Source organism: Micromonospora sp. WMMD964 (genome assembly GCF_029581455.1).
In the GTDB taxonomy this organism is placed as follows: domain Bacteria; phylum Actinomycetota; class Actinomycetes; order Mycobacteriales; family Micromonosporaceae; genus Micromonospora.
On record NZ_CP120860.1, the window covers coordinates 4,668,630 to 4,693,509 of the forward strand.

23 protein-coding genes and 1 pseudogene are annotated in these 24,880 nt (G+C 73.1%); 8 read left to right on the forward strand and 16 right to left on the reverse strand.

Annotation, left to right across the window (positions count from 1 at the left end):
• Positions 1–3: 3 nt before the first annotated feature.
• From O7616_RS21525 to O7616_RS21555, 7 genes are all read left to right on the forward strand, one after another.
• Positions 4–1,563 (forward strand): AMP-binding protein, encoded by a 1,560-nt coding sequence (locus O7616_RS21525; RefSeq protein WP_282303635.1) that lies wholly within the window; start codon positions 4–6, stop codon positions 1,561–1,563.
• A complete protein-coding gene (locus O7616_RS21530; protein WP_282303636.1) occupies positions 1,560–2,774 on the forward strand; it encodes an MFS transporter in 1,215 nt (404 codons plus the stop codon). Before O7616_RS21525 ends, O7616_RS21530 begins: the two co-directional genes overlap by 4 nt.
• A gap of 70 nt (positions 2,775–2,844) precedes the next feature.
• The gene (locus tag O7616_RS21535; RefSeq protein ID WP_282303637.1) at positions 2,845–3,750 is read left to right on the forward strand and encodes an aminoglycoside phosphotransferase family protein; all 906 of its coding nucleotides are present in this window, start codon (positions 2,845–2,847) and stop codon (positions 3,748–3,750) included.
• A 17-nt stretch (positions 3,751–3,767) separates the two neighbouring features.
• Positions 3,768–4,172, forward strand: a complete 405-nt coding sequence (locus tag O7616_RS21540; RefSeq protein ID WP_282303638.1) for an MmcQ/YjbR family DNA-binding protein — start codon at positions 3,768–3,770, stop codon at positions 4,170–4,172.
• Positions 4,173–4,304: 132 nt separating this feature from the next.
• Positions 4,305–5,243: a sialidase family protein gene (locus tag O7616_RS21545; RefSeq protein ID WP_282303639.1), complete on the forward strand. Its 939-nt coding sequence runs from the start codon at positions 4,305–4,307 to the stop codon at positions 5,241–5,243.
• 195 nt (positions 5,244–5,438) lie between these two features.
• Positions 5,439–7,367: a trypsin-like serine protease gene (locus O7616_RS21550; protein ID WP_282303640.1), complete on the forward strand. Its 1,929-nt coding sequence runs from the start codon at positions 5,439–5,441 to the stop codon at positions 7,365–7,367.
• Positions 7,368–7,448: 81 nt separating this feature from the next.
• A complete protein-coding gene (locus O7616_RS21555; protein WP_282303641.1) occupies positions 7,449–8,123 on the forward strand; it encodes an SGNH/GDSL hydrolase family protein in 675 nt (224 codons plus the stop codon).
• Positions 8,124–8,236: 113 nt separating this feature from the next.
• Here the strand turns inward: O7616_RS21555 and O7616_RS21560 are convergent, their stop codons facing one another.
• The 12 genes and pseudogenes from O7616_RS21560 to O7616_RS21615 all read right to left on the reverse strand — a co-directional run.
• On the reverse strand, positions 8,237–9,595 hold the full coding sequence (locus tag O7616_RS21560; protein WP_282303642.1) for a hypothetical protein: 1,359 nt from the start codon (positions 9,593–9,595) through the stop codon (positions 8,237–8,239).
• Complete coding sequence (locus O7616_RS21565; protein ID WP_282303643.1) at positions 9,592–10,560, reverse strand: transketolase C-terminal domain-containing protein; 969 nt, start codon at positions 10,558–10,560, stop codon at positions 9,592–9,594. Before O7616_RS21565 ends, O7616_RS21560 begins: the two co-directional genes overlap by 4 nt.
• A gap of 1 nt (position 10,561) precedes the next feature.
• A complete protein-coding gene (locus tag O7616_RS21570; RefSeq protein WP_282303644.1) occupies positions 10,562–11,533 on the reverse strand; it encodes a thiamine pyrophosphate-dependent dehydrogenase E1 component subunit alpha in 972 nt (323 codons plus the stop codon).
• On the reverse strand, positions 11,530–12,321 hold the full coding sequence (locus O7616_RS21575) for a DUF3050 domain-containing protein (RefSeq protein WP_282303645.1): 792 nt from the start codon (positions 12,319–12,321) through the stop codon (positions 11,530–11,532). The genes O7616_RS21570 and O7616_RS21575 overlap by 4 nt, the downstream gene beginning before the upstream one ends.
• A gap of 1 nt (position 12,322) precedes the next feature.
• Positions 12,323–13,234 (reverse strand): phytanoyl-CoA dioxygenase family protein, encoded by a 912-nt coding sequence (locus tag O7616_RS21580; RefSeq protein ID WP_282303646.1) that lies wholly within the window; start codon positions 13,232–13,234, stop codon positions 12,323–12,325.
• On the reverse strand, positions 13,231–14,322 hold the full coding sequence (hppD, locus tag O7616_RS21585; RefSeq protein WP_282303647.1) for a 4-hydroxyphenylpyruvate dioxygenase: 1,092 nt from the start codon (positions 14,320–14,322) through the stop codon (positions 13,231–13,233). Before hppD ends, O7616_RS21580 begins: the two co-directional genes overlap by 4 nt.
• Positions 14,323–14,396: 74 nt before the next feature.
• On the reverse strand, positions 14,397–15,635 hold the full coding sequence (locus O7616_RS21590; protein ID WP_282303648.1) for a beta-ketoacyl-[acyl-carrier-protein] synthase family protein: 1,239 nt from the start codon (positions 15,633–15,635) through the stop codon (positions 14,397–14,399).
• Between the two features lie 67 nt (positions 15,636–15,702).
• Entirely contained in the window at positions 15,703–17,319 is a 1,617-nt protein-coding gene (locus O7616_RS21595) for a class I adenylate-forming enzyme family protein (protein ID WP_282303649.1), read from the reverse strand.
• Complete coding sequence (locus O7616_RS21600) at positions 17,316–17,834, reverse strand: beta-ketoacyl synthase chain length factor (RefSeq protein ID WP_282307690.1); 519 nt, start codon at positions 17,832–17,834, stop codon at positions 17,316–17,318. The genes O7616_RS21595 and O7616_RS21600 overlap by 4 nt, the downstream gene beginning before the upstream one ends.
• Before the next feature lie 53 nt (positions 17,835–17,887).
• On the reverse strand, positions 17,888–18,994 hold the full coding sequence (locus tag O7616_RS21605) for a beta-ketoacyl synthase N-terminal-like domain-containing protein (RefSeq protein ID WP_282303650.1): 1,107 nt from the start codon (positions 18,992–18,994) through the stop codon (positions 17,888–17,890).
• Positions 18,987–19,232, reverse strand: coding sequence for an acyl carrier protein (locus O7616_RS21610; RefSeq protein ID WP_282259291.1), 246 nt, complete (start codon positions 19,230–19,232; stop codon positions 18,987–18,989). The genes O7616_RS21605 and O7616_RS21610 overlap by 8 nt, the downstream gene beginning before the upstream one ends.
• A gap of 89 nt (positions 19,233–19,321) precedes the next feature.
• A pseudogene (locus O7616_RS21615) lies at positions 19,322–19,564 on the reverse strand (acyl carrier protein); the annotation flags it as partial.
• Between the two features lie 15 nt (positions 19,565–19,579).
• Between O7616_RS21615 and O7616_RS21620 the strand changes: the two are divergent.
• A complete protein-coding gene (locus O7616_RS21620) occupies positions 19,580–20,290 on the forward strand; it encodes a 4'-phosphopantetheinyl transferase superfamily protein (RefSeq protein WP_282303651.1) in 711 nt (236 codons plus the stop codon).
• On the opposite strand, the gene O7616_RS21625 is transcribed toward O7616_RS21620, so the two are convergent.
• The 4 genes from O7616_RS21625 to O7616_RS21640 all read right to left on the reverse strand — a co-directional run bounded on the left by O7616_RS21625 (position 20,185) and on the right by O7616_RS21640 (position 24,876).
• On the reverse strand, positions 20,185–21,573 hold the full coding sequence (locus O7616_RS21625; protein ID WP_282303652.1) for a class I adenylate-forming enzyme family protein: 1,389 nt from the start codon (positions 21,571–21,573) through the stop codon (positions 20,185–20,187). The genes O7616_RS21620 and O7616_RS21625 overlap by 106 nt on opposite strands.
• Before the next feature lie 380 nt (positions 21,574–21,953).
• Entirely contained in the window at positions 21,954–22,271 is a 318-nt protein-coding gene (locus O7616_RS21630) for an antibiotic biosynthesis monooxygenase family protein (RefSeq protein WP_282259286.1), read from the reverse strand.
• Positions 22,268–23,524, reverse strand: coding sequence for a beta-ketoacyl synthase N-terminal-like domain-containing protein (locus O7616_RS21635; RefSeq protein ID WP_282307691.1), 1,257 nt, complete (start codon positions 23,522–23,524; stop codon positions 22,268–22,270). The genes O7616_RS21630 and O7616_RS21635 overlap by 4 nt, the downstream gene beginning before the upstream one ends.
• Positions 23,525–23,601: 77 nt before the next feature.
• Positions 23,602–24,876, reverse strand: a complete 1,275-nt coding sequence (locus O7616_RS21640) for a beta-ketoacyl-[acyl-carrier-protein] synthase family protein (RefSeq protein ID WP_282303653.1) — start codon at positions 24,874–24,876, stop codon at positions 23,602–23,604.
• Between the last annotated feature and the right edge of the window lie 4 nt (positions 24,877–24,880).

The following is a 24,880-nucleotide window of genomic DNA, read 5'->3' on the forward strand; positions in this document are numbered from 1 at the left end:
CGGATGACTGACACACCGGGGGACACGACGACCTACGTGGACAGGGCGCTGGACCTCTTCGCCGGTTTCGGCGACCGGGAGGCACTGGTCGGAGGGGGCCGCCGCCTCACCTACACCGAGGCCGCCGCGCTGGTGCGGTCGATGGCCGCGACGCTCGCCCGGCACGGTGTACGCCCCGGCGCGGCGGTGCTGGTGACCGTGGCGAACGCGGTGGAGGGTCCGCTGCTCCAACTCGCGCTGCACCTGATCGGCTGCCGGACGATGTGGGTCGCCCCGGTCACCTCCCGCCGGGAGGTCGACGACTTCGTCCGTCTGGCCCGCCCGGACGCCCTGGTCTACGACGCCCGCGACCCGGTCGGCCTGGGCCCGGACCTGGCCGCCGCGCTGCCCGGCACGCCGGTGTGCTGCCTGGGCGCGGGCGGCGCCGGCCCGGACCTCACCGTCCTCGACGAGGCGGCGGAACCGCCGGCGCCCGGGGCGGCGCCGGAGTCGTTCCTGCAGACCAGCGGCACCACCGGCAGCCCCAAACTGGTGCACCACACCGAGAGCTTCTACGCCCAGATCCTCACCCTGGCCGCCGACTTCCGCGCCGCCGGGTTCCCGCTGCTGCGGCACCTGTCGCACTCACCGATGTGGCTGGCCAGCGGGCAGATCACCACCCTGTTCAACCTGTTCACCGGTGGGGTGCTGTTCCTGCGCGACGACTGGGACCCGGTGGCCTTCGTGGACACCGTGCAGCGGGAGCGGATCAACTCCACCTTCGTCACCCCGCCGATGCTCTACGAGGTACTGGACCACCCGGCGCTGGTCGGGGCGGACTTCTCCGCCATGTTCATGTTCAACGTGGGTGCGGGGCCCGCCGCGCCCGCCCGGTTGCGCCAGGCCATCGCGCGGTTCGGTCCGGTGCTGCGCATCGTGTACGGCCTCAGCGAAGCCGTCGTGATCACCGCGCTGCCCGGGTTGACCGACGACCCGGAGCACCCGGAGCGGCTGCGGTCCTGCGGCCGACCGTACGGCGACGTGCGGATCGAGATCCGCGACGACGACGGCACGGTGCTGCCCACCGGGCGCGACGGTGAGGTGTGGGTGCACACCCGGCTGAGCTTCGCCGGCTACCACGGCCAGCCGGAGTTGACCGCGCAGACGCTCGTCGACGGCTGGGTCCGTACCCGCGACATCGGTCACCTGGACGACGACGGCTACCTCTACCTGGTCGACCGGGCGCACGACATGATCGTCACGCACAAGCGGAACTGGGCGATCTTCTGCCGTCCGATCGAGGACGTGCTGGCCGGGCACCCCCAGGTGCGGGCCGCCGCGGTGATCGGCGTACCGGACGAGACGGTCGGCGAGGTCCCGTACGCGTACGTGGTGCTGGCACCGGGCGCGACGGTCGGCGGGGCGGAGCTGATCGACCTGGTGACCGCCGAACTCAACGAGATGTGGGCGCCGGCCGGGGTCGAGGTCGTCGACCGACTGCCGGTGAACCGGTCGGTGAAGGTGGACAAACGGGCGCTCCGCGAGCGGTACGCGGCGCGGCGGGCGGCGGCGGTCGGGGCGTGACGCCCCGTCGGCAACTGGTCGTCCTGGTCGGCGCGGACCTGATCTCCAACCTGGGCACCCGCATCTCGGTGGTGACGATCCCGTGGCTGGTGCTGGTCAGCACCGGCAGCCCGACCAAGATGGGCCTGGTCGCGTTCGCCGAGACCCTGCCGTACCTGCTGTCCAGCGCGTTGGGCACCCCGTGGGCGGACCGGTTCGGCCTGCGCCGCACGTCGATCCTCTGCGACGCGGGCAGCGCGGTGGCCATGGTGGTCGTCGCGTTGACGCCGTGGCTGGGCTTCGCGCCGCTGGTGGCCCTGGTCGCGGTGGCCGGCGCGCTGCGCGGCATCGGGGACCGGGTGAAGCACGTGATGTTCCGACCGGTCGCCGAGGCCGCCGGGGTGCCGCTGATCCGGTTGACCTCGGCGTACGACGGGCTGAGCCGGGTGGTGACCCTCTTCGGCGCCGCGCTGGGCGGCGTGCTGATCGCCGTGTTCGGGGTGACCGAGGCGATCCTCATCGACGCCGCCACCTTCGCGGTCTGCGCGCTGCTCATCGGCGTCCTGGTCCGTCCCGCGAGCACCCCGGCGCGGCCCGGCCCGCCGGAGAACTACCTGCGCGCGCTGCGCGGCGGTTTCGGCTACCTGGGTCGGGACCGGCCGCTGCTGGGCATGCTGGTGGTCGTCTCGGCGCTGAACATGGTCGCCAACGCCAGCGTGGCCGTCTACATCCCGGTCTGGGTCGCCCGGGAACTGCACGGCCCGAGTGGGTTGGGCCTGGTACTGGCGGCGTTCTCGGCGGGCGCGCTGCTGGGCAACGTGGCGTTCACCGCGCTCGGGCCGAGGCTGCCCCGTCGGCTGACGTTCCTGGTCGGTGCGCTGGTCGCCGGCACGCCCCGGCTGGTCGCCCTGGCGATCAGCGACGACCTGCCGGTGGTGCTCGTGGTGACCTTCCTGTCCGGGATCGGCATCGCGGCGGTCAACCCGCTGCTCGGGGTGGCCCTCTACGAACGGGTGCCGGCGGAGTTGCAGACCCGGGTGATCGGCATCGCCGGGTCCCTGGCCTTCGTCGGGTTGCCGGTCGGCGCCCTGCTCGGCGGCTGGTCGGTGGACGCGCTCGACCTCACCCCGGCCCTGCTGCTCATGGCCGCGTTCTGTCTGCTGGTCACCGCCTCTCCCCTGCTGGCCCGGACGACCACACCGTCGCGCCCCACCCCCGCCGTCACGCCGTAGAGCCCGTCGGCGGAACGGCTGTGGCGCAAATCGGTTGCGGGTCGCGGTCGATGCCCGCAGGCTCGGGCGGATGAGCGCACAGGCTGACACCGCCGTGGCGGAGATCAGCACCGACCGGATCGACGTGGCGTTGGTGCGTCGGCTGATCGCCGAGCAGTTCCCCCGATGGGCGCACCTGCCGGTGCGCCCGGTCGAGGTCGGCGGCTGGGACAACCGCACCTTCCACCTGGGCGACACGATGACCGTGCGACTGCCCAGCGGCGAGGGGTACGCCCTCCAGGTCGCCAAGGAACAGCGGTGCCTGCCGGTGCTCGGCGCGCGACTGCCACTGGAGATCCCCGCACCGCTGGCCCACGGTCGACCCGGCGCCGGCTACCCGTACCCGTGGTCGGTGTACGGCTGGATCGACGGGCAGACCGCACGCGCCGACCGGATCGACGACCTGACCCGGTTCGCCACGGACCTCGCGGCCTTCCTGTGTGCCCTGCGCGCCGTCGACACCGCCGGCGGCCCGGCCGCCGGCCCGCACAGCGCGTGGCGGGGCGGCCCGCTGTCCACCTACGACGCCGAGACCCGGGCCGCGATCGAGACGCACCGCGACCGGCTTCCCGCCGACAGGGTCACCGGCATGTGGCAGGCCGCCCTCGATGCCACCTGGGCTGGGCCGCCGGTCTGGTTCCACGGCGACATCGCGCACGGCAACCTGCTGGTCCGTGACGGCCGGCTCGCCGCCGTCATCGACTTCGGCTGCTGCGGCGTGGGCGACCCCGCCTGCGACACCGTGATCGCCTGGACCCTGCTGGGCGGCGCCAGCCGGGCCGCCTTCCGCGACGCGCTCGGCGTGGACGACGCCACCTGGGCCCGTGGGCGTGGCTGGGCGCTGTGGAAGGCACTGATCACGCTGGACGATCCGGACCCGGAGCGGGCCGCCGGGGCCCGGCACGTGCTCGGCGAACTGCTCACCGTGTCGTACTGAGCCCGTACGGTGTGGCCATGCCCAGTTGGGATGACGTACGCCGGATCGCCCTCGCCCTTCCGGAGACCACCGAGCGGCCGTCCTACGACGGGCTGCCGGCCTGGAGGGTACGGGACAAGATGTTCGTCTGGGAGCGACCGCTGCGTCGGGCTGACCTCGACGCCCTCGGCGCGTCCGCTCCCGAGGGCCCGCTCCTCGGCGTCCGGGTGATCGACCTCGGCGTCAAGGAGGCTCTGCTCGCCGACGACCCGTCGATCTACCTCACCACTCCGCACCTCGACGGTTATCCGGCGGTGCTGGTCCGACTCGACCGGATCAGCCTGGCCGAGTTGACCGAGGTGGTCACCGAGGCGTGGTACGCCCGCGCCCCGAAGCGGCTCGCCGCCGCCCACCGCGCCGACCGGGGGCCCACCGACGGCTAGCCGGTCGGGGCCGGTGCGGCGTGTTCGGTGCGGCAGCGGTCGGGTGTTCGTCGGGTGTTCGGTTGGTGGCCGCGCGGGCGTCGGTCGGGGCGGTTACCGTCGGCGCTCTTCCCGCCCAGGAGGCCGCCGCGCATGACGTCGTCACCCATCCGCCGCATCACCGCCGAGGTCGTCGCCGTCCACCGGATCGGCGACAGCGCGCCGCACAGCGCGTTCACCGACCTCGTCCGGTACGGCGGGAACTGGTTCTGCGCCTTCCGCGAGGCACGGACCCACCTCAGTGACGACGGGGTGATCCGGATCCTGACGTCGACCGACGGACGGTCGTGGAGCACGTCGGCCGTCCTGCGGCAGGCCGGGGTCGACCTGCGTGACCCGCGCTTCGTCCCCTGCCCCGACGGGCGGATGCACCTGCTGGCGGCAGCCGCCGTCGGGGACACCGCCAAGACGTTCCGGACGGTGACGTGGCATTCGGCCGACGGTCACGCCTGGAGCGACCCGGTCCCGGTCGGCGAACCGGGTGTCTGGGTGTGGCGGGCGGCCTGGCACGACGGCGCGATGTACGGCGTCGGCTACGCCACCCGGGAGCCGAGGTTCGCCCGGCTCTACCGCAGCACCGACGGCGTCGACCTCGAACCGTGGGTGCCGGTGCTGTACGAGGGCGGCTACCCCAACGAGTCGGGGCTCGTCTTCACCCCGGACGGCACCGCCTTCTGCCTGCTGCGCCGCGACGGGGCCGAGGCCACCGCACAACTCGGTCGGGCTCTGCCGCCGTACCGGGACTGGAGTTGGACCGACCTGGGCGTCCGGGTGGGCGGGCCGGCGCTGCTGCGGCTGCCGGACGGGCGGATGCTGGCCGGGGTACGCCTGCACGACGGCAGGGTCCGCACCGCGATCTGCTCCGTCGACCCGGACCGGGGCGAGCTGACCGAACTGGTCGCTCTGCCCTCCGGCGGCGACACCAGCTATCCCGGCCTGGTCTGGCACGACGACCTGCTGTGGGTCAGCTACTACTCCTCGCACGAGGAGCGGACCTTCGTCTACCTGGCGGAGGTCCGGTTGACTGACTGAAACGACAGTCCCCATTGCCCTGATTCACGGGACCGCGCTGCACCGCACCGCCCGCTATCGTCCGTACCACAGGCGAATTCCTCGACCTCACGGGGGTCTTGGTGCCGTACGGCCGCATCGGCCGACCACGTGATCGAAGCTGCCCGGAGGTCTATCGGGTCACCGGCCAGCACCGAGCTGACAGGGAAGAGGAGCATGCGTCTCACACGCAGTCGCCGGGCGAGGCGGGCGGCGTTACTCGCCATCGCCGTCGTCGCGGGCGCGACGATCAGTTCCACCGCGCAGGCGGTGAGCGGCGTCAGTCCGGTGCCCTCGGGCACCTACCTGTTCACCGCCAAGATCCAGAGCGACCTGGGGGCCTGCTCCGCCGCCCTGGTCGACCCCACCTGGGTGATCACCACCGCCGAATGCCTCACCACGCCGGGTCAACCCGTCGTCGCGGGGCCGCCGACGCGTCCGACGAGCGTCACGGTCGGACGGACGGACCTGACCGCCACCGACGGCCACGTCATGACCGTCACCTCGCTGGCGCCACACCCCTCCCGCAACGTGGTGCTCGCCCAGCTCGACCGGCCGGCGACCGGTGTCACGCCGATCTCCCTCGGCGCACCGGCGACGGCGGGAGAGCAGCTCATGGCCGCCGGCTTCGGCCGTACCGCCACCGAGTGGGTGCCCGACAAGCTGCACGCCGGCGCCTTCGCCGTCACCGGCGTCGCGGGCACCTCCGTCACCGTCGACGGCGGCGACGCCGCCACCAGCCTGTGCAAGGGCGACGGTGGCGGTCCACTGGTGCGGGTCGGCGCGGGCGCGCCCCAACTGGTCGCCCTGCACGACCGCTCCTGGCAGGGCGGCTGCCTCGCCGAGAGCGAGACCCGCCGCACCGCCACCGAGGTCCGGGTCGACGACCTCGGGCCCTGGATCGCGCAGAACACCCGCAACAGCTACGTGGCGCTCAATCCCGGTGGGGCCCTGCTGGACACCCGCAGCGGCATCGGCGGCACGACGGGCCCGCGTACCGGTGCGGTCACCACCGACGTCCAGGCGCTCGGGGTCGGCGGTGTCCCCTCCACCGGGGTCACCGCCGTTCTCATAGACGTCACGGCGATCAACCCCACCACCGCCGTCTACCTGACGGTGTTCCCGCAGGGTTCGCCCCGGCCGGCCACATCGTCACTCAACGCCGTGCCCGCCGAGACGATCTCGACCACCCAGGTGGTCAAGGTCGGGCCGGACGGCAGGCTCTCCGTCTACCACCAGGGCGGCAGCACCCACGTCCGCATCGACGTGCACGGCTACTTCACCAACAGCGGGGGCGGCGGCCTCGTCGCGGTGAAGCACACCCACATGGTCGACACCCGGGACGGCACCGGCACCACCACCGGCACCATCCCCACCAACGGCAGCCGCACCTTCACCCTGACCGGCGGCGTCATCCCGGCCGGAGCGACCAGCGCGCTGGTCGACGTGGTCGTCGCCAACGCCGCCCACGGCGGCTACCTCAGCGCGTACGCGACGGGTGGCCCGGCCGACCCGAGCAGCATGATGGACTACGCCGCCGGGTTCACCTCGCAGGGGCTCTCGGTCAAGCTCTCCGCGGCCGGCCAGGTCACCTTCGTGAACCGTGGCCCGGCCGTGCATCTGATGATCAGGGTGCAGGGTTACGTCGCGGCCTCCCCCACCCAGGGCGCGGATCTGCGTGTCACGCAGCCCACCCAGGTGGTGGACACCCGGGCCGACGGCGGGGCCCCGCTCAAGGCGAAGGGCGAACTGTTCCTCAACCTCAACACCGCCCTCGGCATTCCGGAGAACGCGATGGACGGCGCGCTCATCTCGGTGACGGCGGTCCACCCCACCGCGAACGGATTCCTCACCGTCGAGAAGGACGGACTGTTCGCGTACACCAACCCGGGCGGTCCGGTGGTGGGCAACACGTCGGTGTCGAACTTCGCCGCAGGCCACTATGCCCGCACCACGATGGTGGTGACCAGGGTCGGCCGGGACATCGGCCGGCCCGATGACGGCCGGCCCGGCATGATCAGGATTCTGAACGCCAGCAGCGGCACCGTCCACGTGGTGGTGACCCTGCACGGCTGGTTCAACAAGCCGGCGGGCAGCACCCCCTGAGCGACACATCGCCGCTCCCACCCTGCGGGTGGGAGCGGCGATGCGCTGTCCAGCGCCGGATCACTCGACTAGCCTGCCGGCATGACATCGACGGTGACCGAGTCGACGGACCCGTACTGCCTGCGGGAGGGCGAGAGCGCGGCACTGTTGCGGGGGCATCAGTGGCGGCGGTTCGTGGCACTGGGCGACAGTGTCGTCGAGGGTCTGTGCGAGCCGACGCCGGGCTACCCGGACGTGCAGTGGGCCGACCGGATCGCCGCCGAACTGGACGCCGCCCGGCCGGGTCTGGCGTACCTCAATCTCGGCCGTAGCGGGCTGCGCGCGCACGAGGTCCGCGCCACCCAGCTGGCTCCGGCACTGGCGTTCGGTCCGGACCTGGCACTCGTCGTGTGCGGCGGCAACGACGCCTTCCGGTCCCGCTACGACGCCGACAGCGTCGACGCGGAGTTGACCGCGATGATCGTCGCCCTCCGGGGGGCCGGCGCGGACGTGATCACGGTGGGCATGTTCGACGTCTCGTACAGCCCGGCGGTACCGGAGGCGGTGCGCCCCGGCCTGCGGGAGCGGATGCGCCGTCTCTCCGCGCACACCGCGCGACTCGCCGAGCGGCTGGGCACCCTGCACGTGCACCTCACCGACCACCCGCTGACCGCCGATCCGACCCTCTACAGCAGCGACGGCCGCCACGGCAGCGCCCGCAGCGACGCCATCGCGACCGCCGAAACCCTCCGCCTCCTGTCCGCCCACCGCCGCTGAAGGCGGAGCCCGGACGGGCCCCCGGGCCCAACTCCGGTGATCATGAGGTTGGCGGGGCCAGGAGCAGCCCGGAGCCCCGCCAACCTCATGATCGACCGGGAGGGAGGGCCGGTTCAGTCGGTCAGGAGGACGCCGGTCAGCAGGACTCCGTGGGCCAGGTTGAGGACGCCGTCGCAGCCGGGGTAGCCGACCCTCGCCAGGCCGCCGGAGGCGCGGCGACCGAACAGGTACGGGGCCAGGGAGTACGGGACGTCGGTTGTCACCGTGTCACCCGTCTCGATCTGCACGAAGTCCATCGGCACCCGGTCGGTCGGCAGGTACTCCTGAAGGATCGCGCCGCCCTGCTCGACGGCGGCCCGGACGCCGTCGGCCCAGTCCGTCGGGCTCGACTCCGGGCCGAGCAGTACGCCGTGCCCGGCCGAACCGTCGGCGGGTTTGGCCACCAGCTTCGCCTGCTCGGCGAGCGCCCGGTCGAGCACCTCGGCGGTCAGCGGCACCGTGTACGGCACGTGCCGCCGGATCAGTGTCTGGTCGTCGGCGGGCAGCCCGTCCACGTCCGCCCACAGCCAGGCGAACGTGGTCTTGTTGCCGAGCAGCCAGGCCGCCGCCGACACGAACATCGGCAGGGTGCCCGCCGCGAGAGCGTGGGCCACCGCGTCGAGGCCGGCGGTCGGGGTGACCCGGTTGGGCACGAACAACCGGAACAGCGCGTCGACCGGCGCGCCGTCGACGACCAGGCGGTCGTCGGCGTCCACCGTGGCGGTGGAGAGGGGCGCGATGACCAGGTCGATGCCGAAGTCCCGGGCCCGGACGGCGAGGGGGTCGAGGATCCGGATGAACGTCTCCGGGTCGTCCAGGCCGGGGTAGTCCGCGTCGAAGTCCATCAGCAGCGCCAGCCGGGCACCGTCGGGCAGCCGAAGCTCCTCGCGGATCGCCACGAACCGCTGGTCCAGCAGGGACGGCGCGGCCCGCGCCGGCAGGCCGTCGAGGATGCCCTGCTCCTGGTAGAGGTGCGCGAACCGCTGGATGACCGTGTCGGCGTCGAACCCGCCGCCGAGGCTGCTGTCGATGTTGTACTCGACGAACTTCGGCACCCCCTCGGCGAAGATCACGTCCGGGCGGTACGCGGCCAGCAGCGCCTCGGTCAGCGGCTCCGACTCGTCCAGCAGGCGGGTCTCCCCCGCCGGGACGCCGAGCAGTCGACGCAGCTCACCGGCGGTGCCCGCCCGACGGCGGCAGGCGTCGAGGATGAGCTGGGCGAGCCGGTCGCAGACCTCGTTCAGCTCCCGCCAGGCGTCGGCGGCCAGCACCGGCGGTCGGGCCAGCCGCCACTGCTTGTTGTAGGTGGCCCGGCCGTGGAAGACCTGCTCCCAGGCCGCCGCCCCGCTGGCCACCATGGCCCGACGGGCCGGTTCGGGCAGCTCGGCCCAGGCTCGGTCGGCCGCCGGCCACGCGTAGTTCGGGTCGATCATGAGGCGTCCTTCATGGTCAGGTGGATGGCGGTGGCGAGCTGGTCCCGGCCGGGCTGCACGGCCCGGTCCAGGGCGGGCGCGAACGGCAGGACCGCGCCGTCCGGTCGGGTGACCCGGCGCGGCGGGGCGAGCAGCCGTATCCGCTCCAGCACCGAGGTGATGATCTCGGCGGCCATTCCGCAGGACCGGTTGCCGTCGTCGAACACGACGAGGCGTCCGGTGCGGGCCACCGACTCGGTGAGACCGGCGATGTCGAACGGGTACAGGGTGCGCGGGTCGAACACCTCCACCGACACCTGGTCGGCCAGCTCGTCGGCCACCGCGAGCGCGTCGTGCACCAGGTGCCCGATCGCGACCACCGTGACGTCGCAGCCGAAGCGGTGGATCCGCCCCCGGCCCAGCGGCACCGGTGACAGGCCGTCGACGTCGTCGCGTACGTCCATCGCTCCGGCGGGCGCGAACACCACCACCGGGTCGTCGTGCCGGATCGCGGTGACCAGCAGCCCGTACGCGTCGGCCGGGGTGGCCGGTACGACGGTGACGACGCCGACGTGCGCGAAGAGGCTGTACGGGTGGTCGGAGTGCTGCCCGGCCCAGCCGGTCCGCGACCCGGAGCCGGGCACCAGGTAGGTGACCGGCACCGCGCACTGCCCACCGGTCATCAGCGGGAACTTGTGCGCGTGGTTGACGATCTGCTCGAAGACCAGGAACAGCAGCGACGGGATCTGGAACTCGATCACCGGCCGCAGCCCGGCCAGCGCCGCCCCGGTGGCGAAACTGGTGAACGCCTGCTCGGACAGCGGGGTGTCGCGGACCCGGTCGACGCCGAACCGCTTGGCCAGACCGGTGGTCACCATCGACGCCCCGACCCGGACGTCCTCGCCGAGCACGAAGACCGCCTCGTCGCGGGCCAACTCGTCGGCGAGGGCCCGGGTCAACGCCCGCCGGTACGACAGTCGGGGCACCTCAACCACCTCCGGTGCGGGCGGTCAGGCCGCTGGCGTACAGGTGGGCCGTCGCGTCGGCCGGGTCGGGGTGCGGGCTGGCCAGGGCGAAGTCCACCGCCGCGTCGAGTGTCGCCTCGACCTCGGCGTCCACCGCCGCCCGGTCGGCGTCGGCGAGACGTGAACCCTGGATGTCCACGGGGTCCCGGGACCGGCCCCGGGTCACCTCGTCGGGCGGGCGGTAGTCGAGGCGTACCGCGTGTTCGAAGGTGTGGTGGACGTCGAAGCGGTAGGTACGGGCCTCGATCAGCTCGGGGCCGCCGCCGACCCGCATCCGGTCGACGGCGGCGGCCGCGGCGACGCGTACCCCCTCGGGGTCCTGGCCGTCGACCACGACGGCCGGGATGCCGAACGCGGCGGCCCGGCCGGTGATGCTGCCGGCCACCGCGCCGCCGACCGGCATGGTGGTGGCGTAGCCGTTGTTCTCGCAGACGAACAGCACCGGTACCCGCCAGAGCGCGGCCAGGTTGAACGCCTCCAGCAGCATCCCCTCGTTGACCGCGCCGTCGCCGAAGAAGCTCACCCCGACGGTGTCGCGGCCCCGGCGGCGGTGCGCCCACACCGCGCCCGTGACGATCGCCCCGGAGGCCCCCACTATCGCGTTGGCGCCGAGCACACCGAGGCTCAGGTCGGCGGCGTGCATCGACCCGCCCCGCCCGGCGTTGAGACCGGTGACCCGGCCGCACAGCTCGGCGAGCATCCGGGCCGGGTCCGCGCCCCGGGCCAGCACGTGCCCGTGGCCACGATGGGTTCCGGCGAGCACGTCGTCGGCGCCCAGGGCGGCGCAGACGCCGGCGGCGATCCCCTCCTGACCGAGGTACGGGTGGATGCCGCCGACGATCTGCCCGCCGTGGACCAGCTCCACCGCCCGCTCCTCGAACCGGCGGATCAGCCGGACCGTGCGGTAGAGCCGGACCGGGTCGGCGTCGGTCACGCCGGGCCCTTGACGGCGGCGAGGATGTCGTCCCAGAGGCGGGCCCGGGCGGCGAGCGCGGTGTTGACCGTGTCGGCGCACTCCTGCCACTTGGTGTCGTCGTCGCCGCACAGGTCGGCGAGCATCTGCATGGCCATCGGAGTGTGCTGTTCGCCGTCGACCTCGATGTGCCGTTCCAGGTAGTCGACGAACGTGTGCAGCCGGTTGCTGACCTCGTTGACCGAGACGACCTGGGTGAACATGTCCGGGATGAGGTCCTCCCGGCCGAACGCGAACGCCGCCGCCTGGCAGTGCACCGGGGTCGACTCGATGATCTGCCAGGTGGTCGCGGCGAACCTCGCCGACGCGTCCGGCACCCCGGCCTCGGCGAGCGCCTCGCGTACCGGCCGCCCGGCGCGCAGCAGGTCGACGAGCGCGTTGACGGCGGTGGTGTCCGCGCCGGCCTCGCCCATGCCCCGCACGTACAGCTCGAAGTGGCTGATGTAGCCACCGCCCAGCTCGTCGCTCTCCTCGACCATGACGATGTCGTTGATCAGGCGGCGGCTGCCGGTCGGCCCGGTCGGGATCCACGGCACGGTGACGCAGGTCAACTGCCGCTGCAACGACTTCAGCAGGGACATGAAGTCCCACACCGCGAAGACGTGGTGCTCCATGAAGGTGACCAGCGCCTCGTGATTGTCCAGATTGGCGTAGAGGGGGTGCTTGACCACGGCGTCCCGCCGGTCGGTCACCGCCCGCTCCAACCGTTCGATGCCCGGGTGCGTCTTCCCCCAGTCGTAGCGTGACATGTCAGCCTCCCTGTTGGGCGCGGTGGCGCCAGATGATCGGGCAGTAGTCGGGGTCGGCGTAGTCCGGTCGCCCCTCGTGGGTGCGGCGGACCAGCACGTCGTGGTTGTACGCGGCGAGCGTGCCGTCGGAGAGCGGATACTCCCGCCAGGCGTTGTCGCCGTCCTGCAGGTGCAGCGAGATCGCCTGTCGGGGGCGACCGCTGACGTTGGGGCCGCTGCCGTGGTAGGTGCGGCAGTGGTGGAAGCTCACGTGCCCCTTGGGGATCACCATCGGGATCTTGCGGATCTCCGCGCCGTTGTACGCGGCGTTCTCCGCCAGCATCTCCTCCAGCTGGCTGCGGTCCCGGTCGGCGAAGTGCCGCACCACCGTGTCGTCGGCACCGATCTCCTTCCACAGGTGCGAGCCGTCGACCATGGTGATGGTGCCCATCTCCTCCCCGCAGTCGTGGAACGGGATGAACGCGGTGAGCATCTTCTCCGACGACGAGGACGCCCAGTAGTGCTTGTCGAAGTGCCAGGGCACGATGTTGCTCGGCTCACCGTCGATGGGCGGCTTGTAGATCAGCGTGGACTGGAAGACGCGGATCTCGTCGGCCTCGGCGAGGCGGGCGGCGACCGCGCCGATCAGCGGCTTGCGCAGGATCGCGCCGAGCCCGTCGTGTTCGTGGTGGACGTAGTCGTTGTGCCGCTGCACCGGCCCCTTCGACGGGTCCCAGTAGGCCAGCTTCGGTGGGCGTACCGGCAGCCGCCGGTCCCGCTCCCCGTCGTAGTAGCGCTGCGCGGCGGCGGCGAGCGCGTCCACCTCGTCGTCGGTGAACACCTTCTTCGACAGGTACCAGCCGTGCTCGGCGTAGTGGCGCACGTCCTCGTCGGACGGCAGCAGCGCCCGCTCCTCGGCGGTCAGCACGGTCATGCGCCCACCTCCTGCGGTGTGGCCGCCACGGCGGCCAGTTCCCGTTCCTTGGCCTCGTAGAGCGCCTTGATGTTGCCGCTGCCGAAGCCCCGCGCGCCGCGCCGCTCGATCAACTCCAGGAACAGCGTGCGGCGCACGTGCATCGACTCGGCGAAGATCTGCAACAGTTGGCCGTCGTGGTCGGAGTCGACGAGGACGCCCAGCTCACGCAGCCGGTCCAGAGGCGCGTCCACCCGACCGACCCGGGCCTCCAGGGTGTCGTAGTAGCTGCCCGGGGTGCCCGCGAAGCGCACCCCGCGCCGACCCAGCGCCTCGACGGCGGTGAGGATGTCGTCGGTGCGCAGACCCAGGTGCTGCACTCCCCCACCGGCGTGCTGGTCGAGGAACGCGTCGATCTGCCCCGGCCGCCGGGCCCGGTCCGGTTCCAGCAGCACCACGGTCACCCGACCGGTGCGGCTCTGCACCACCTTCGAGTTCATCCCCTGCCCGTCGACCTCGATGTGCTCCTCGAAGATCTGCGCGAAGTCGAACAGCGCCTCGAAGTGCCGGACCGTGTCGTCGAGCTGACCCGGTGGCACGCACACCGCCAGGTGGTCGATCTCGGCGAGCACCGGCGGATGCTCCTGCGCCGGGGACGCCGTCGGCGTGATGGCGCCGGGCAGGAAGTCGCCCCGGTCCCCGCGACGCTGCACCAACCGGTGCCGCACGTCGGCGAAGCCGTCCACCTCGGCGACCACCACCTCGGCGTCCGCGCCGGCAAGGGTGGTCGGTGGCGTCACCCCGGTCGCGCCGCGACCCACCAGCTCGGCGTACGCGGACGCCACGTCGTCGACCTCGACCGCGACGACCGCGATGCCGTCACCGTGGCGCTGCACGTACCGCGCCGCCGGATGCTCGGCGCTCAGCCCGGAGGTGAGCAGCAACCGGATGTCGCCGTGGCAGAGCAGCAGTGAGCGCTGCCCGTCCAGTCCGGTCTCCGGGCCGCCCTGGCCACAGATCTCGAAGCCGACGGCGGTGCTGAAGTAGAAGGCCGCCTGCCGGGCGTCCCCCACGTAGAGTTCGATGTGGTCGATACCACGGATGTCCATGTCCCCTGAAACCCCTCCCACACAATTCCCCCCGTACTGCCGTCCGGGCGCGCCCGCCCGGGATGCCGCGTCGATCACCCCCTCGGCTCGGCGACCCGGGCGAGCAGCAGGCTCACGTTCTGGCCGCCGAACCCGAACGAGTTCGTCACCGCGTACTCCGGGTCGGCCTTACGCGGGGTGCCACGGATGTGGTCCGCCGGGCAGGCCGGGTCCGGGTCGTCGAGGTGGTACGTCGGCGGCAGCAGCCCTCGACCCAGCGCCAACGCGGTGGCCGCCGCCTCCAGCACCCCGGAGGCGCCGAGCAGGTGACCGGTGAGCGCCTTGGTGGAGCTGACCGGCACGCCGCCGACGCCGAAGACGTCCGCGAGGGCTGTCGTCTCCGCGATGTCGCCGCGCTTCGTGGCCGTGCCGTGGGCGTTGACGTAGCCGACCGCCGCCGCGGGCACACCGGAGCTGCGCAACGCGCGGCGGATGCAGGCGGCCGCGCCGGCACCGTCCGGGCGGGGCGCGGTCGGGTGGTACGCGTCGGTGGTCGCCCCGAAGCCGGCCACCTCGGCGTACCCGCTCACCCCCCGCGCGGCGGCGTGTTCGGCGTTCTCGAGGACCAGCAGCGCGGCACCCTCGGCCAGGACGAAACCGCTGCGGGAGGTGTCGAACGGCCGGCTGGCGCGGGCCGGGTCGGTCCCGGCGCGGGCCAGGGCCCGCGCGTTGCCGAAGGTGTCGGCGAAGGTCGGGAAGAGCGGTGCCTCACTGGCCCCGCAGAGCACCACGTCGGCCTCGCCGGTCGCGATCAGCCGGACCGCGTCGGCGACCGCCTGCGCCCCGGACGCGCAGGCGGTGCCGACCGACGAGCTGTAGCCCCGGATGCCGTGCGCGATGGCGATCCGCGCCGCCGGCATGTTCGGCAGGATCCCGGTGAGCAGGTACGGGCTGACCGCCGCCCGGCCCCGGTCGGCGCGGGCCAGGACCTGAGCCTCCAGTGTGGCCATCCCGCCGACCCCTCCGACGATCACCCCGATCCGCTCGGGGTCGACGTCGCGGCCCACCTCGATGCCGGCGTCGGCGAGCGCGTCGGCGGCGGCGAGCAGGGCGAGCACCACGATCCGGTCCAGCACCCGGGTCTCCGGCCCGGACGTCACGGTGCGCGGGTCGACGTCGGGCAGCAGACCGGCGACGTCCAGCGACTGTGCCGCCGGGTGCCCGTCGGGAGGGCGGGTCAGCCCGGACCGGCCGGTGGTCAGCGCGTCGAAGGTCTCCTCGACACCCCGCCCGACCGGGGTGAACAGACCCATCCCGGTGATCAGGGCGCTCACGCCGCCACTCCGCTTCGCTCCGCGTCGGCGTGTGACTCCACGCTGCTGAGCTGCCCGATTCGCTCGCTCACGAGATCGCCTCGGTCAGATAGCGCTCCCGCAGGGCCACCTTGCGGACCTTCCCGGTCACCGTGACCGGGATGTCGGCCGAGCGCACCGGCACGACCCGGCGCACCGTCGCGCCGACGTCCGGGCCGAGGGCCGCCCGGACCCGCTCGGTGCGGTCCTCGGCCTCGTCGGCGCCGGCGGCCAACTCCAGCAACACGTCGGTCACCACCTCGCCGGCCTCGGCGACGATCACCACGGTGCAGTCGGTGACGTCCGGGCAGGCGGCGAGGATGCGCTCCTCGCTCAGCGCGGTGTAGAAGCGTCGACCGTCACCGGCGTCGACCGCGTCCACCGCCCGGTCCAGGTGGTAGTAGCGGCCGTCGGCGTCGGCGCGGACCAGGTCGCCGGTGAGATACCAGCCGCGCTGGCGGAACCGGTACGTGGTGGCCGAGTCGTTCCAGTAGCCGCGGAACAGCGACGGCGAGTCGATGCCGAGGAAACCCACCTCACCTGTCGGCACCGGTTCGCCGTCGGCGTCGAGCACCGCGACCGTGGCGAACCGGTACGGGCGGCCGATGCAGCGGCCGTACCGGTCGGTGTCGGCGCGGTGGGTGATGTGGAACATCGAGTGCCCCATCTCGCTGGAGCCCAGCCCGTCGATGAACACCGAGCCGGGCACCTTCGCCACCCCGTCGCGGGTGACGGTGTCGTGCCAGCCGACGGCGACGAGGCGGCGGATGTGCGGCTCGTGCGAGGCGTCGCCGGTGTTGAACCACAGTCGCACCGAGTCCAGGTCGTACCCGGACAGGTCGAAGCGGGCCAACTCGGCCCAGGTGACCGAGAAGCCGAAGACACCGTCCGGGTGCCAGCGTTGGATCGCGTCGAGCACCCGTGCGCCGTCCTGCTCGGACAGCAGGAACATCTCCGCCGAGTTGCCCAGCGCCTGGTTGACCATCAACACCGTCGCGGTGTGCGGGGCGGGCAACGCGTTGAGGATCCGGTGGGTGCCCTGCGCCTGGGGCATGGTGAGCAGGTGCCGGGTGGCGGCGAAGAGGCTGGCGTGGGAGTGCAGCACCGCCTTGGGCACCCCGGTCGTCCCCGAGGTGTGGGTGATCACGATCGGGTCGTCCGGGTGGTGCCGGTAGTGCGCCGGGGCGACGGACGGGTCGCCCGTGCCGGCCTGCGCGGGGGTGCCGAGCAGCGGTACGCCCAGGTCGTGCCCGGCCAGCGACGCGGTGTGCGCGTCGTCGGCGAGCACACCGGCGCCCCGCAGCCGGCGGATGTACTCGGCGGCGATCTCCGGGCGGAGCTTGCCGTTCATCAGCGCCGGAATCGCCCCGAGGCGGGTCAGCGCCAGGAAGCTGAGCACCATGTCGGCGGCGGCGGTGGCCCAGACGGCGACCGGGTCGCGGGGGCGTACCCCGTGCTCGTGCAGCCAGGCGGCGCGGGCGGCGACCCGCTCGTCGAGCCGGCCGAGCGTGAGTGGCACCTCGGCCGGGTGCCCGTCGACGGCGGTGTCGAAGGTCAGGCCGGGCCCGTCCGGGTCGGAGCCGTGCGCCAGCACCCGGGCCAGCACGTTGCCCGCGCCCACCTCGGGGTCGGCGGCCAACGCGGCGCGTAGTCCTCGTCTCCTCATTGTCGTCCCTCTCCCCCCAGCAGCACCGCGACCGCCTCGGTCGGCCCGTCGGGTGCCTGTTCGATCAGGATCAGCAACACCTCGTCGGCGTCGCCGTCGTCGCGCAGCAGGTTCGCCTCGGCGACGCCGTCGGCGTACGGGTCACCGGTCGGGCTCAGGCAGACCACCGGGCCGCGCAGCCCCCAGCGCGCCGCGACGTGCCCGGCGACGCTGTTCGGCACGGACTGGAAGAAGAACAGCGGTCCGACCCGTGCACCGGCAGCGACGCTCGCCCGGACGTGCTCCGCGCTGACCCGGTCGCCGCTGGCGCTGACCAACACGATTCCGGTCCGCACCCCGACCGGTACCTCCGCCGTCGGGTACCGCCGCCGCAGGCACCGCTCCGCCACCGCCACCACCACGGGAGCGAACGGCGAGAACACGAACCCGGCGACTCCCGGTGGCTGGTCGTCGTCTCCCGTCTCCGGCCAGCGTGCCCGTGCCGACACGCCCGGCTGGCTACTGGACCCGCTCACCCGGTCGGGGTCGTCGGTGCGGACGCCGGACGGTCGCTGGACCTCGGGGGCGGTCACGGCACGCCGACCAGGAGGGCGGTGTTGGCGCCGCCGAACGCCGCGTTCAGTGTCAACGCGTGGGTCGCGGCCGTCCGGCGGGGCCGGTCGACGATGACGTCCACGGCGCAGCCCTCGTCCGGGGCCAGCCAACCGGCGTTGACCGGCAGCGCGCCGTCCCGGAGCGCGAGCGCGGTGACCACCAGTTCGAGCAGCCCGGACGCCTCCAACGCGTGCCCGTGCACCGATTTGGTGGAGCTGACCGGCACCTGCGCCGCGTGTCCGCCGAGGGCTCGGTGCAGGGCCGCCGCCTCGGCGGCGTCGCTCTGCGGGGTGCCGGTGGCGTTGGCGTTGACGTAACCGACGGCCTGCGGTGGTAGGCCCGCTCGGCGCAGCGCGGCGTCGATCGCGCGGGCCAGCCCGCCCCCGGTCGGGTCCGGCTGGCACGGGTGGAAGGCGTCCCCGGCCCGTCCCCATCCGGCCACGGCGGCCAGCGGTTCGGCCCCGCCCCGACGCCCGTCCGACGATTCGAGGACCACGGCGGCCACCCCGTCGCCGAGCAACAGCCCTCGACGGCCGGCGCTGAACGGGCGGACCGCCCCGTCGGCCGCGAGGGCTCGGCCCGCGTCGAAGAGCGCGAACTGGTCGGACTCCACCAGGTAGCCGGCGGCGACCACCACCCGGTCGACGTCGCCCCGGGCGATCAGTGTCGCCGCGTCGGCCACCGCCGTGCTCGCCGACACGCACGCGCTGGTGTAGACGCGGGTGTGCCCGGACAGTCCACAGTGTTCGGCGAGCCGGTCGGCGAGCGCGCCCGGAGCCGGACCGGGCCCCGTCGGTCCGCCGTGCACGGCGAGCAGCAGGGCACACCCGGCGCGCTGCGCACCGGTCAGCCCGGCCGCGCCGCAGGCCGCGTCGACCGCGGCGGCCAGTTCGTCGGGGAGCGTACCGACGTCGGGCAGGGTGGCCGCCACGGTGACCCGGCGGGCGGTGGTGTCGAAACGGTGTACCGCGGCGAACGCCGGGACGCCGGCCAGCGCGCCGGCGAGCTGCGCCTCGGCGCCCCGACCCAGGGCACTGACCGCGTGTACGCCGGTGAGCTGCGCGCCGCGCCGCTCAGTCATCTGCGGAGGTCGTCAGGGACGCCCGGAACACCGCCAGCGCGTCGTCGACGGTACGGATTCGGGCCAGCTCGTCGTCGGTGAGGTCGAGCCGCCGGTCGTAACGCTGCTCGACGAGGTGCACCAGCCAGGCGAGCTCCATCGAGCCGACCCGGTCGGACACCTCGGCAGCCGGTTTCGCGGTGAGTTCGGCGAGCATGGTCAGCAGGTCAGCTCGCCCCAGGTCGGGCTGACCGCCCATCAGGCTTCGTCGCTCGTCGCCGCCGCACCGCTCGTCGCCGCGCCGCTCGTCGCCGCACCGCTCGCCGTCGCTGCACCGCTCGTCGTCTCGGCGACGCGGTCGGCGACCATCGTGGTGAACTCGCCGACCGTCATCAGGGCGAGCTGCTCGGACTCGTCGTCGGCGAACGTCACGCCGTACCGGTCCTCCACCCGGACGGACAGGTCGGCCAGGGCGAGCGACTCCAGGTCGACGCCGGCGGGGCCGAGCGTGGTGTCGTCGTCGAGCCCCTCGACGTCGTAGTTCATGTCGGCGAGCTGCTCGACGACGAAGGCGCGGACCTCGGCTCTCATGGATAACCTCTCTGGGTGGGCCAGCTGACGGAGTCCGGTCGGGACACCGCCTACGTGTGGGTCGGTCGGCACACCGGCGGTCAGCCGGATCCGGCCGCTGAACTGCTGCGCCGGGCGGGCGCTCTGCTGCTCGACCGTCCGGCCGCCGAGCTGGTGCTGACGCACGAGCGCGACGGACGGCCGGTGCTCCGCACGGCCCGGTCGGTGCGCCTGCCGGTCAGCGTCAGCCGAACCGCCGGGCTGGTCGTGGTCGCCGCCCGCCGCTGTGGCGCGGTCGGGGTGGACGTGGAACGGATCCGGCCGCTGCCCGCGCTCGCGCTGGCCCGCCGCTGGTTCCCGCCGGCCGAGTCGACCTGGTTGACCGGCCGACCGGAGGCCGGGCGGGCGGTGGACTTCCTGCGGCTGTGGACCGCCAAGGAGGCGGTGGGCAAGACGCTCGGGCGGGGCCTGCGCGGCGGCGGGTTGCTCCGGGAGATGCCGCCCTCGGACCGGCCGTTGCGACGGGTGCCCGGCGCCGACGCCGTGTGGGTCGGCCACCCCGTGCTGGACGAGCGTGTCGTTCTCGCCGTCGCGGTGCGCGCGACGACCCAGGTCGGGGTCGAGGTGGTGCAGTGGCCCGGTCACGACGACGCCGCCGACCGCAGCGCGTCCGTCGAGCGGACCAGTTTGCCGGTGTTGGTGCGGGGCAACCGGTCGAGCAGCCGCAGCACCCGAGGGCGCTTGTAGCCGGCCAACCGCTCGGCGAGGAGCTTGTCCAGCGTCTCCTCCGACAGGGGGCCGTCCGGCTGGACGTACGCGGTGATGCCGTCGTCCCACACGACCACCGTGGCGGCCACGCCGGGCAGCTCGGCGATGCTCGCCTCCACCTCGGACAGGTCGACCTTCATACCGCCGACGGAGACCTGCGAGTCGAGTCGCCCGCGCACGGTGACCAGACCGGTGTCCGGGTCGACGGTGCCGGCGTCGCGGGTGTGCAGCCAGCCGTCGGCCCAGCGGGTCGGGTCACTCAACCCGACGTACGGTGACGCCGGGCAGGACACCCACAGCTCGCCGTCGGACTCGCGGACCTCGATGCCGGGGGCGGGGGCGATCGACGGTCGGTGTGCCCCGTGCAGGTCGGTGCCGATCACGCCGACCTCGGTCATCCCGTACATGTTGCCCAGCGGCACCCCGTACCGGTCGGTGAACGCCCGGGCGACCGCGGCCGGCACCAGCTCGCCGCCGGTGGTCATCCGCCGCAGCTGCGGCAACGGACCGGCTGGGCGGGTGGAGGCGAGCAGTCCGATGTGGAAGGGCACGCCCAACACGGTGGCCGGCGTCGCGTCGGCGGCGACCGCGGCCAGCACCGCGTCGCCGCTGAGCCGCTGCGGCGGCACCAGCTCGACCCCGGCGTGCAGCCCGTAGAGCAGGCCACCGACCAGGCCGAGCACGTGCACCATCGAGGGCAGCAGGATGATCCGCTCGCCGGGCAGGGCGACGCCGTCGATCTGCGTGTAGCGGCGCACCTCGGCGACCAGGTCCGGTGCCGTGCGGCCGATCACCTTGGACGGTCCGGTGGAGCCGGAGCTGAGTTGGATCACGGCGTGACCGCTGACCGCCGGTCGGTCGGCGTGCGGGGTGACACCCTCGGTGACGTCGACGAAGATCCTCAACGCGCCGCCGCCGCTGCGGAGGGGCGCGACCACCACCTGCGGGGTGAGCCGGGCCAGGGCGCGGTCCACCTCGTGGTCGGTCAGCCGGTGGTCGAGCAGGATCGCCTGCGCCCCGGCGCGCCAGGTGGCCAGCAGGTTCACCACGTACGCCAGCGACGGCGGTAGCCGCAGCGCGGCGGCACCGCCGGGCCGCAGTCCGGCCGTGACGAGCCGACCCTGCGCGGCGGTGACCAACCGGTGCAGGGTGGCCCGGTCGATCGGCTCGGGCAGACGGAGACAAATGTCGGTCGATCGGCCGGCGAACAGGACTTCGTCCACCCATCCGGGGTCCGTCGCCGTAGGATCTTCTGCCGTCACTGCCGTTCACCGCCCAGCATGAAAGAGGGCGAATCCGCCCATCACGTACGCTTGTCGGGGTGCTGCGGGGAACCATACGGCGCGCACAGGACCATTGCTAGATGCAAATGGATGGATCAAAAGGAGCGGCCAGCCGGATTGCCGACAGCCCGTTCGGCGGGCAGGATCAGGCGCGCGCCTCGGCACAGCGTCACCGTGGCATGACGCCTCGTACCACCGTCGCGCGCCCTCAGCCGGACGGCCGATGGCGACTCTCCACCCGCCGCCACCCGCCCTCGACACCAAAGATCCGCGCACCATCGGGGATGGTGCTGTCTCCGATTCGCGGGAGGCAGCACCATCAGCGATGGTGCGCGGATCTTGTCAGCAGCGCCGACCCGTCAGGCCAGGGCGGGTGTCTGGGCGTGGATGTGGAACCGCAGCGAACGGGCGTCGGTGAAGCACTCCCGCATCGGGCGTACCAGGTCCCGGTGCTCCGGGCTGCGTTCCCAGGTCTCGAAGTCGGCCAGGCTCGCCCACTCACTGGTGATCAACCACTGTTCCGGGTCGGTCGACGACCGGCACACCTGGTCGACCAGGTGTCCCGGCACGCCGTCGGCCACCAGGTGCCGCACCTGCTCGTACGCCTCCAGGAACGCCTCGGTACGCGGCACCGGCACCCGCACCAGGAAGACCACCCGGGCCCGCTGCTCGGTCATGACGTTTCCCCCTTCGTCGGCGCGGCCCCGCGCAGGACCAGCGTGCTGTTGAAGCCGTCGAAGCCACGCGCGCAGACCAGCGCGAGGCGGTTGCCCGGCCGGCGGTGCTCCCGCAGGAAGTCCAGGTCGCACCCGTCGGCCACCTCGCCCGGACCCGCCGACGCCGGCAGCGTGTCGTGCGCGAAGGCGAGCAGCGCGGTCGCCACGTCCAACGCGGACCCACCCTGGTACGCCCGCCCGGTCAGCGGCTTCTGCGTCGTCACCGGAGGCGGTCGGTCGCCGAACACCGCCCGCAGGGCCTCGGCCTCGCTGCGGTCGTAGCGGGGCACCCCGAGCGCGTCGGGCAGCACCACGTCGACGTCGGCCGCCGCGACGCCGGCCCGGTCCAGGGCCAGCCGCATCGCCCGCGCGTACTGGGCCACATCGCCGGCGCTGTCCGCCGTGGTGTGCGCGGCGTCGTGGGTGGAACCCCAACCACTCACCTCGCCGTAGACCCGGGCGCCCCGGGCCACCGCGTGCCCCAACTCCTCCACCACGAACACCGCACCCCCCTCGGCCGGCAGGTAGCCGCTGGCCGCCGCGTCGAACGGCAGGTACGCCCGCTCCGGGTCGGTCGCCTCACTGAGCAGGCCGGACCGCAACTGGCACGCCAACGCGTACGGGCTGAGCGGGCACTCGGTCGCCCCGGCGATCACCACCGGAGTGCCCCGGCGCACCGCGCGGGCCGCGTGCGCGAGGCTGTCCAACCCGCCTGCCGTCTCCGCCACCAACACCCCGCTCGGACCCTTGAACTGGTGGTGGATGGAGAGCTGCCCCACGCTGGCCGCGTAGAACCAGGCGATCGACTGGTACGCCCCCACCGTCCGCGACGCCCCACCCCACAGCCGTTGCAACTCCCGCTGACCGAACAGGTTGCCCCCGGACGAGCTGGCCAGGGTCACCGCGTACCCGTACGGGTCGGGTGCCCGCTCGGGCAGACCCGCGTCGGCCAGCGCCAGCCGGGTGGCCGCGAAACCGAGATGCGTCCACCTGTCGGTCTGCACCAACTGTCGACTGTCCGCATAGGAGTCGGGGGTGAAGCCGGGCACCTCCCCGCCGTTGCGGGTCGGGTAGCCGGACGGGTCGAACAACGTGATCGGCCCGGTCCGGCGGGTGCCGGTCAACACCGTACGCCAGTGCGCGTCCGCGCCGACACCACTGGGCGCGACCACACCGATCCCGGTCACCACCGCCCGGCCCGCGGGCGCGCTCACACCGTCGCGCTGCCGCGGGGCGCCCACGCCCTCGTGCAGCTCCGCGGCATGAGCGCCGTCGCGCCGGTCCGCGGCGCTCACGCCGCCACCTTCCCGGGCAGTCGACGGAACACCATCGCCGACTGGAACCCGCCGAACCCGCTGCCCACCGACAGGGCCACGTCCACCGGGACCTCCCGCGCCTCGTTCGGCACGTAGTCCAGGTCGCACTCCGGGTCCCGGGTGCTCCAGTTGGCCGTCGGCGGCACCACACCGAACTCGATCGCGAGGGCACACGCGGCCATCTCGATCGACCCGATCGCACCCAGCGAGTGCCCCACCATCGACTTGATCGAGCTGATCGGCACCTGGTATGCGCGCTGACCCAGCGCCCGCTTGAACGCGGCCGTCTCGTGCCTGTCGTTCTGCCGGGTGCCCGACCCGTGCGCGCTGATGTAGGACACCTGCTCCGGAATTATCCGCCCCTGTCCGAGCGCATCGGTCACGGCCAGACTCATCTCCAACCCGTCCGGCCGCAACCCGGTCATGTGGTAACCGTTGCTGCGGCTGGCGTACCCGGCCACCTCGCAGTAGATGTGCGCCCCACGCCGCAGGGCGTGCCCGGCCTCCTCCAACACCAGCACCGCCCCACCCTCGGCCAGCACGAACCCGTGCCGGTCCGCGTCGAACGGACGCGAGGCGTGCGCCGGGTCGTCGTTGTCCGGGCTGGTCGCCTTGATCGCGTCGAACGACGCCACGGTGACCGGCGATATCGGCGAGTCCGACGCACCGGCCAGCATCACGTCCGCCTCACCGTCCACGATCATCTGGTGGGCGTACCCGATGGCGTCGATGCCCGAGGTGCAACCGGTCGACACCACCTGCGCCGGACCGTGCCAGCCGTGCCGGCAGGCCACGTCGGCGGCGAGGCTGCTGGGCACCAACGCCTGATAGAGGTACGGGCCACCGCGCGCCGCGTCGACCAGCCACCGCCGGCCGTGCTCGCTGACCGTGACGTACTCCTGCTCCAGCGCCATCGTGCCGCCCACAGCGGTGCCCAGCACCACCCCCGCCCGGTCCCGCTCCGCGTCGGTCAACACCAGTTGGGCGTCGGCGACCGCCTCGGCGGAGCAGGCCAGCGCGAACTGCACGTACCGGTCGGCCCGCCGACGCTCGACCTCGCTGAGGCCCGCCGCGACCGGATCGAAGTCACACTCCGCGGCGATCTGCGACCGGAACGGCGACGGGTCGAAGAAACTGATCCGCCGGGTGGCGGTCCGCCCCTCGGTGATGGTCTTCCAGAACCGATCCCGGCTCGCGCCGCCCGGGGCGACCACCCCCACCCCGGTCACCACCGTGCGGCGCCTGGTCATCGCG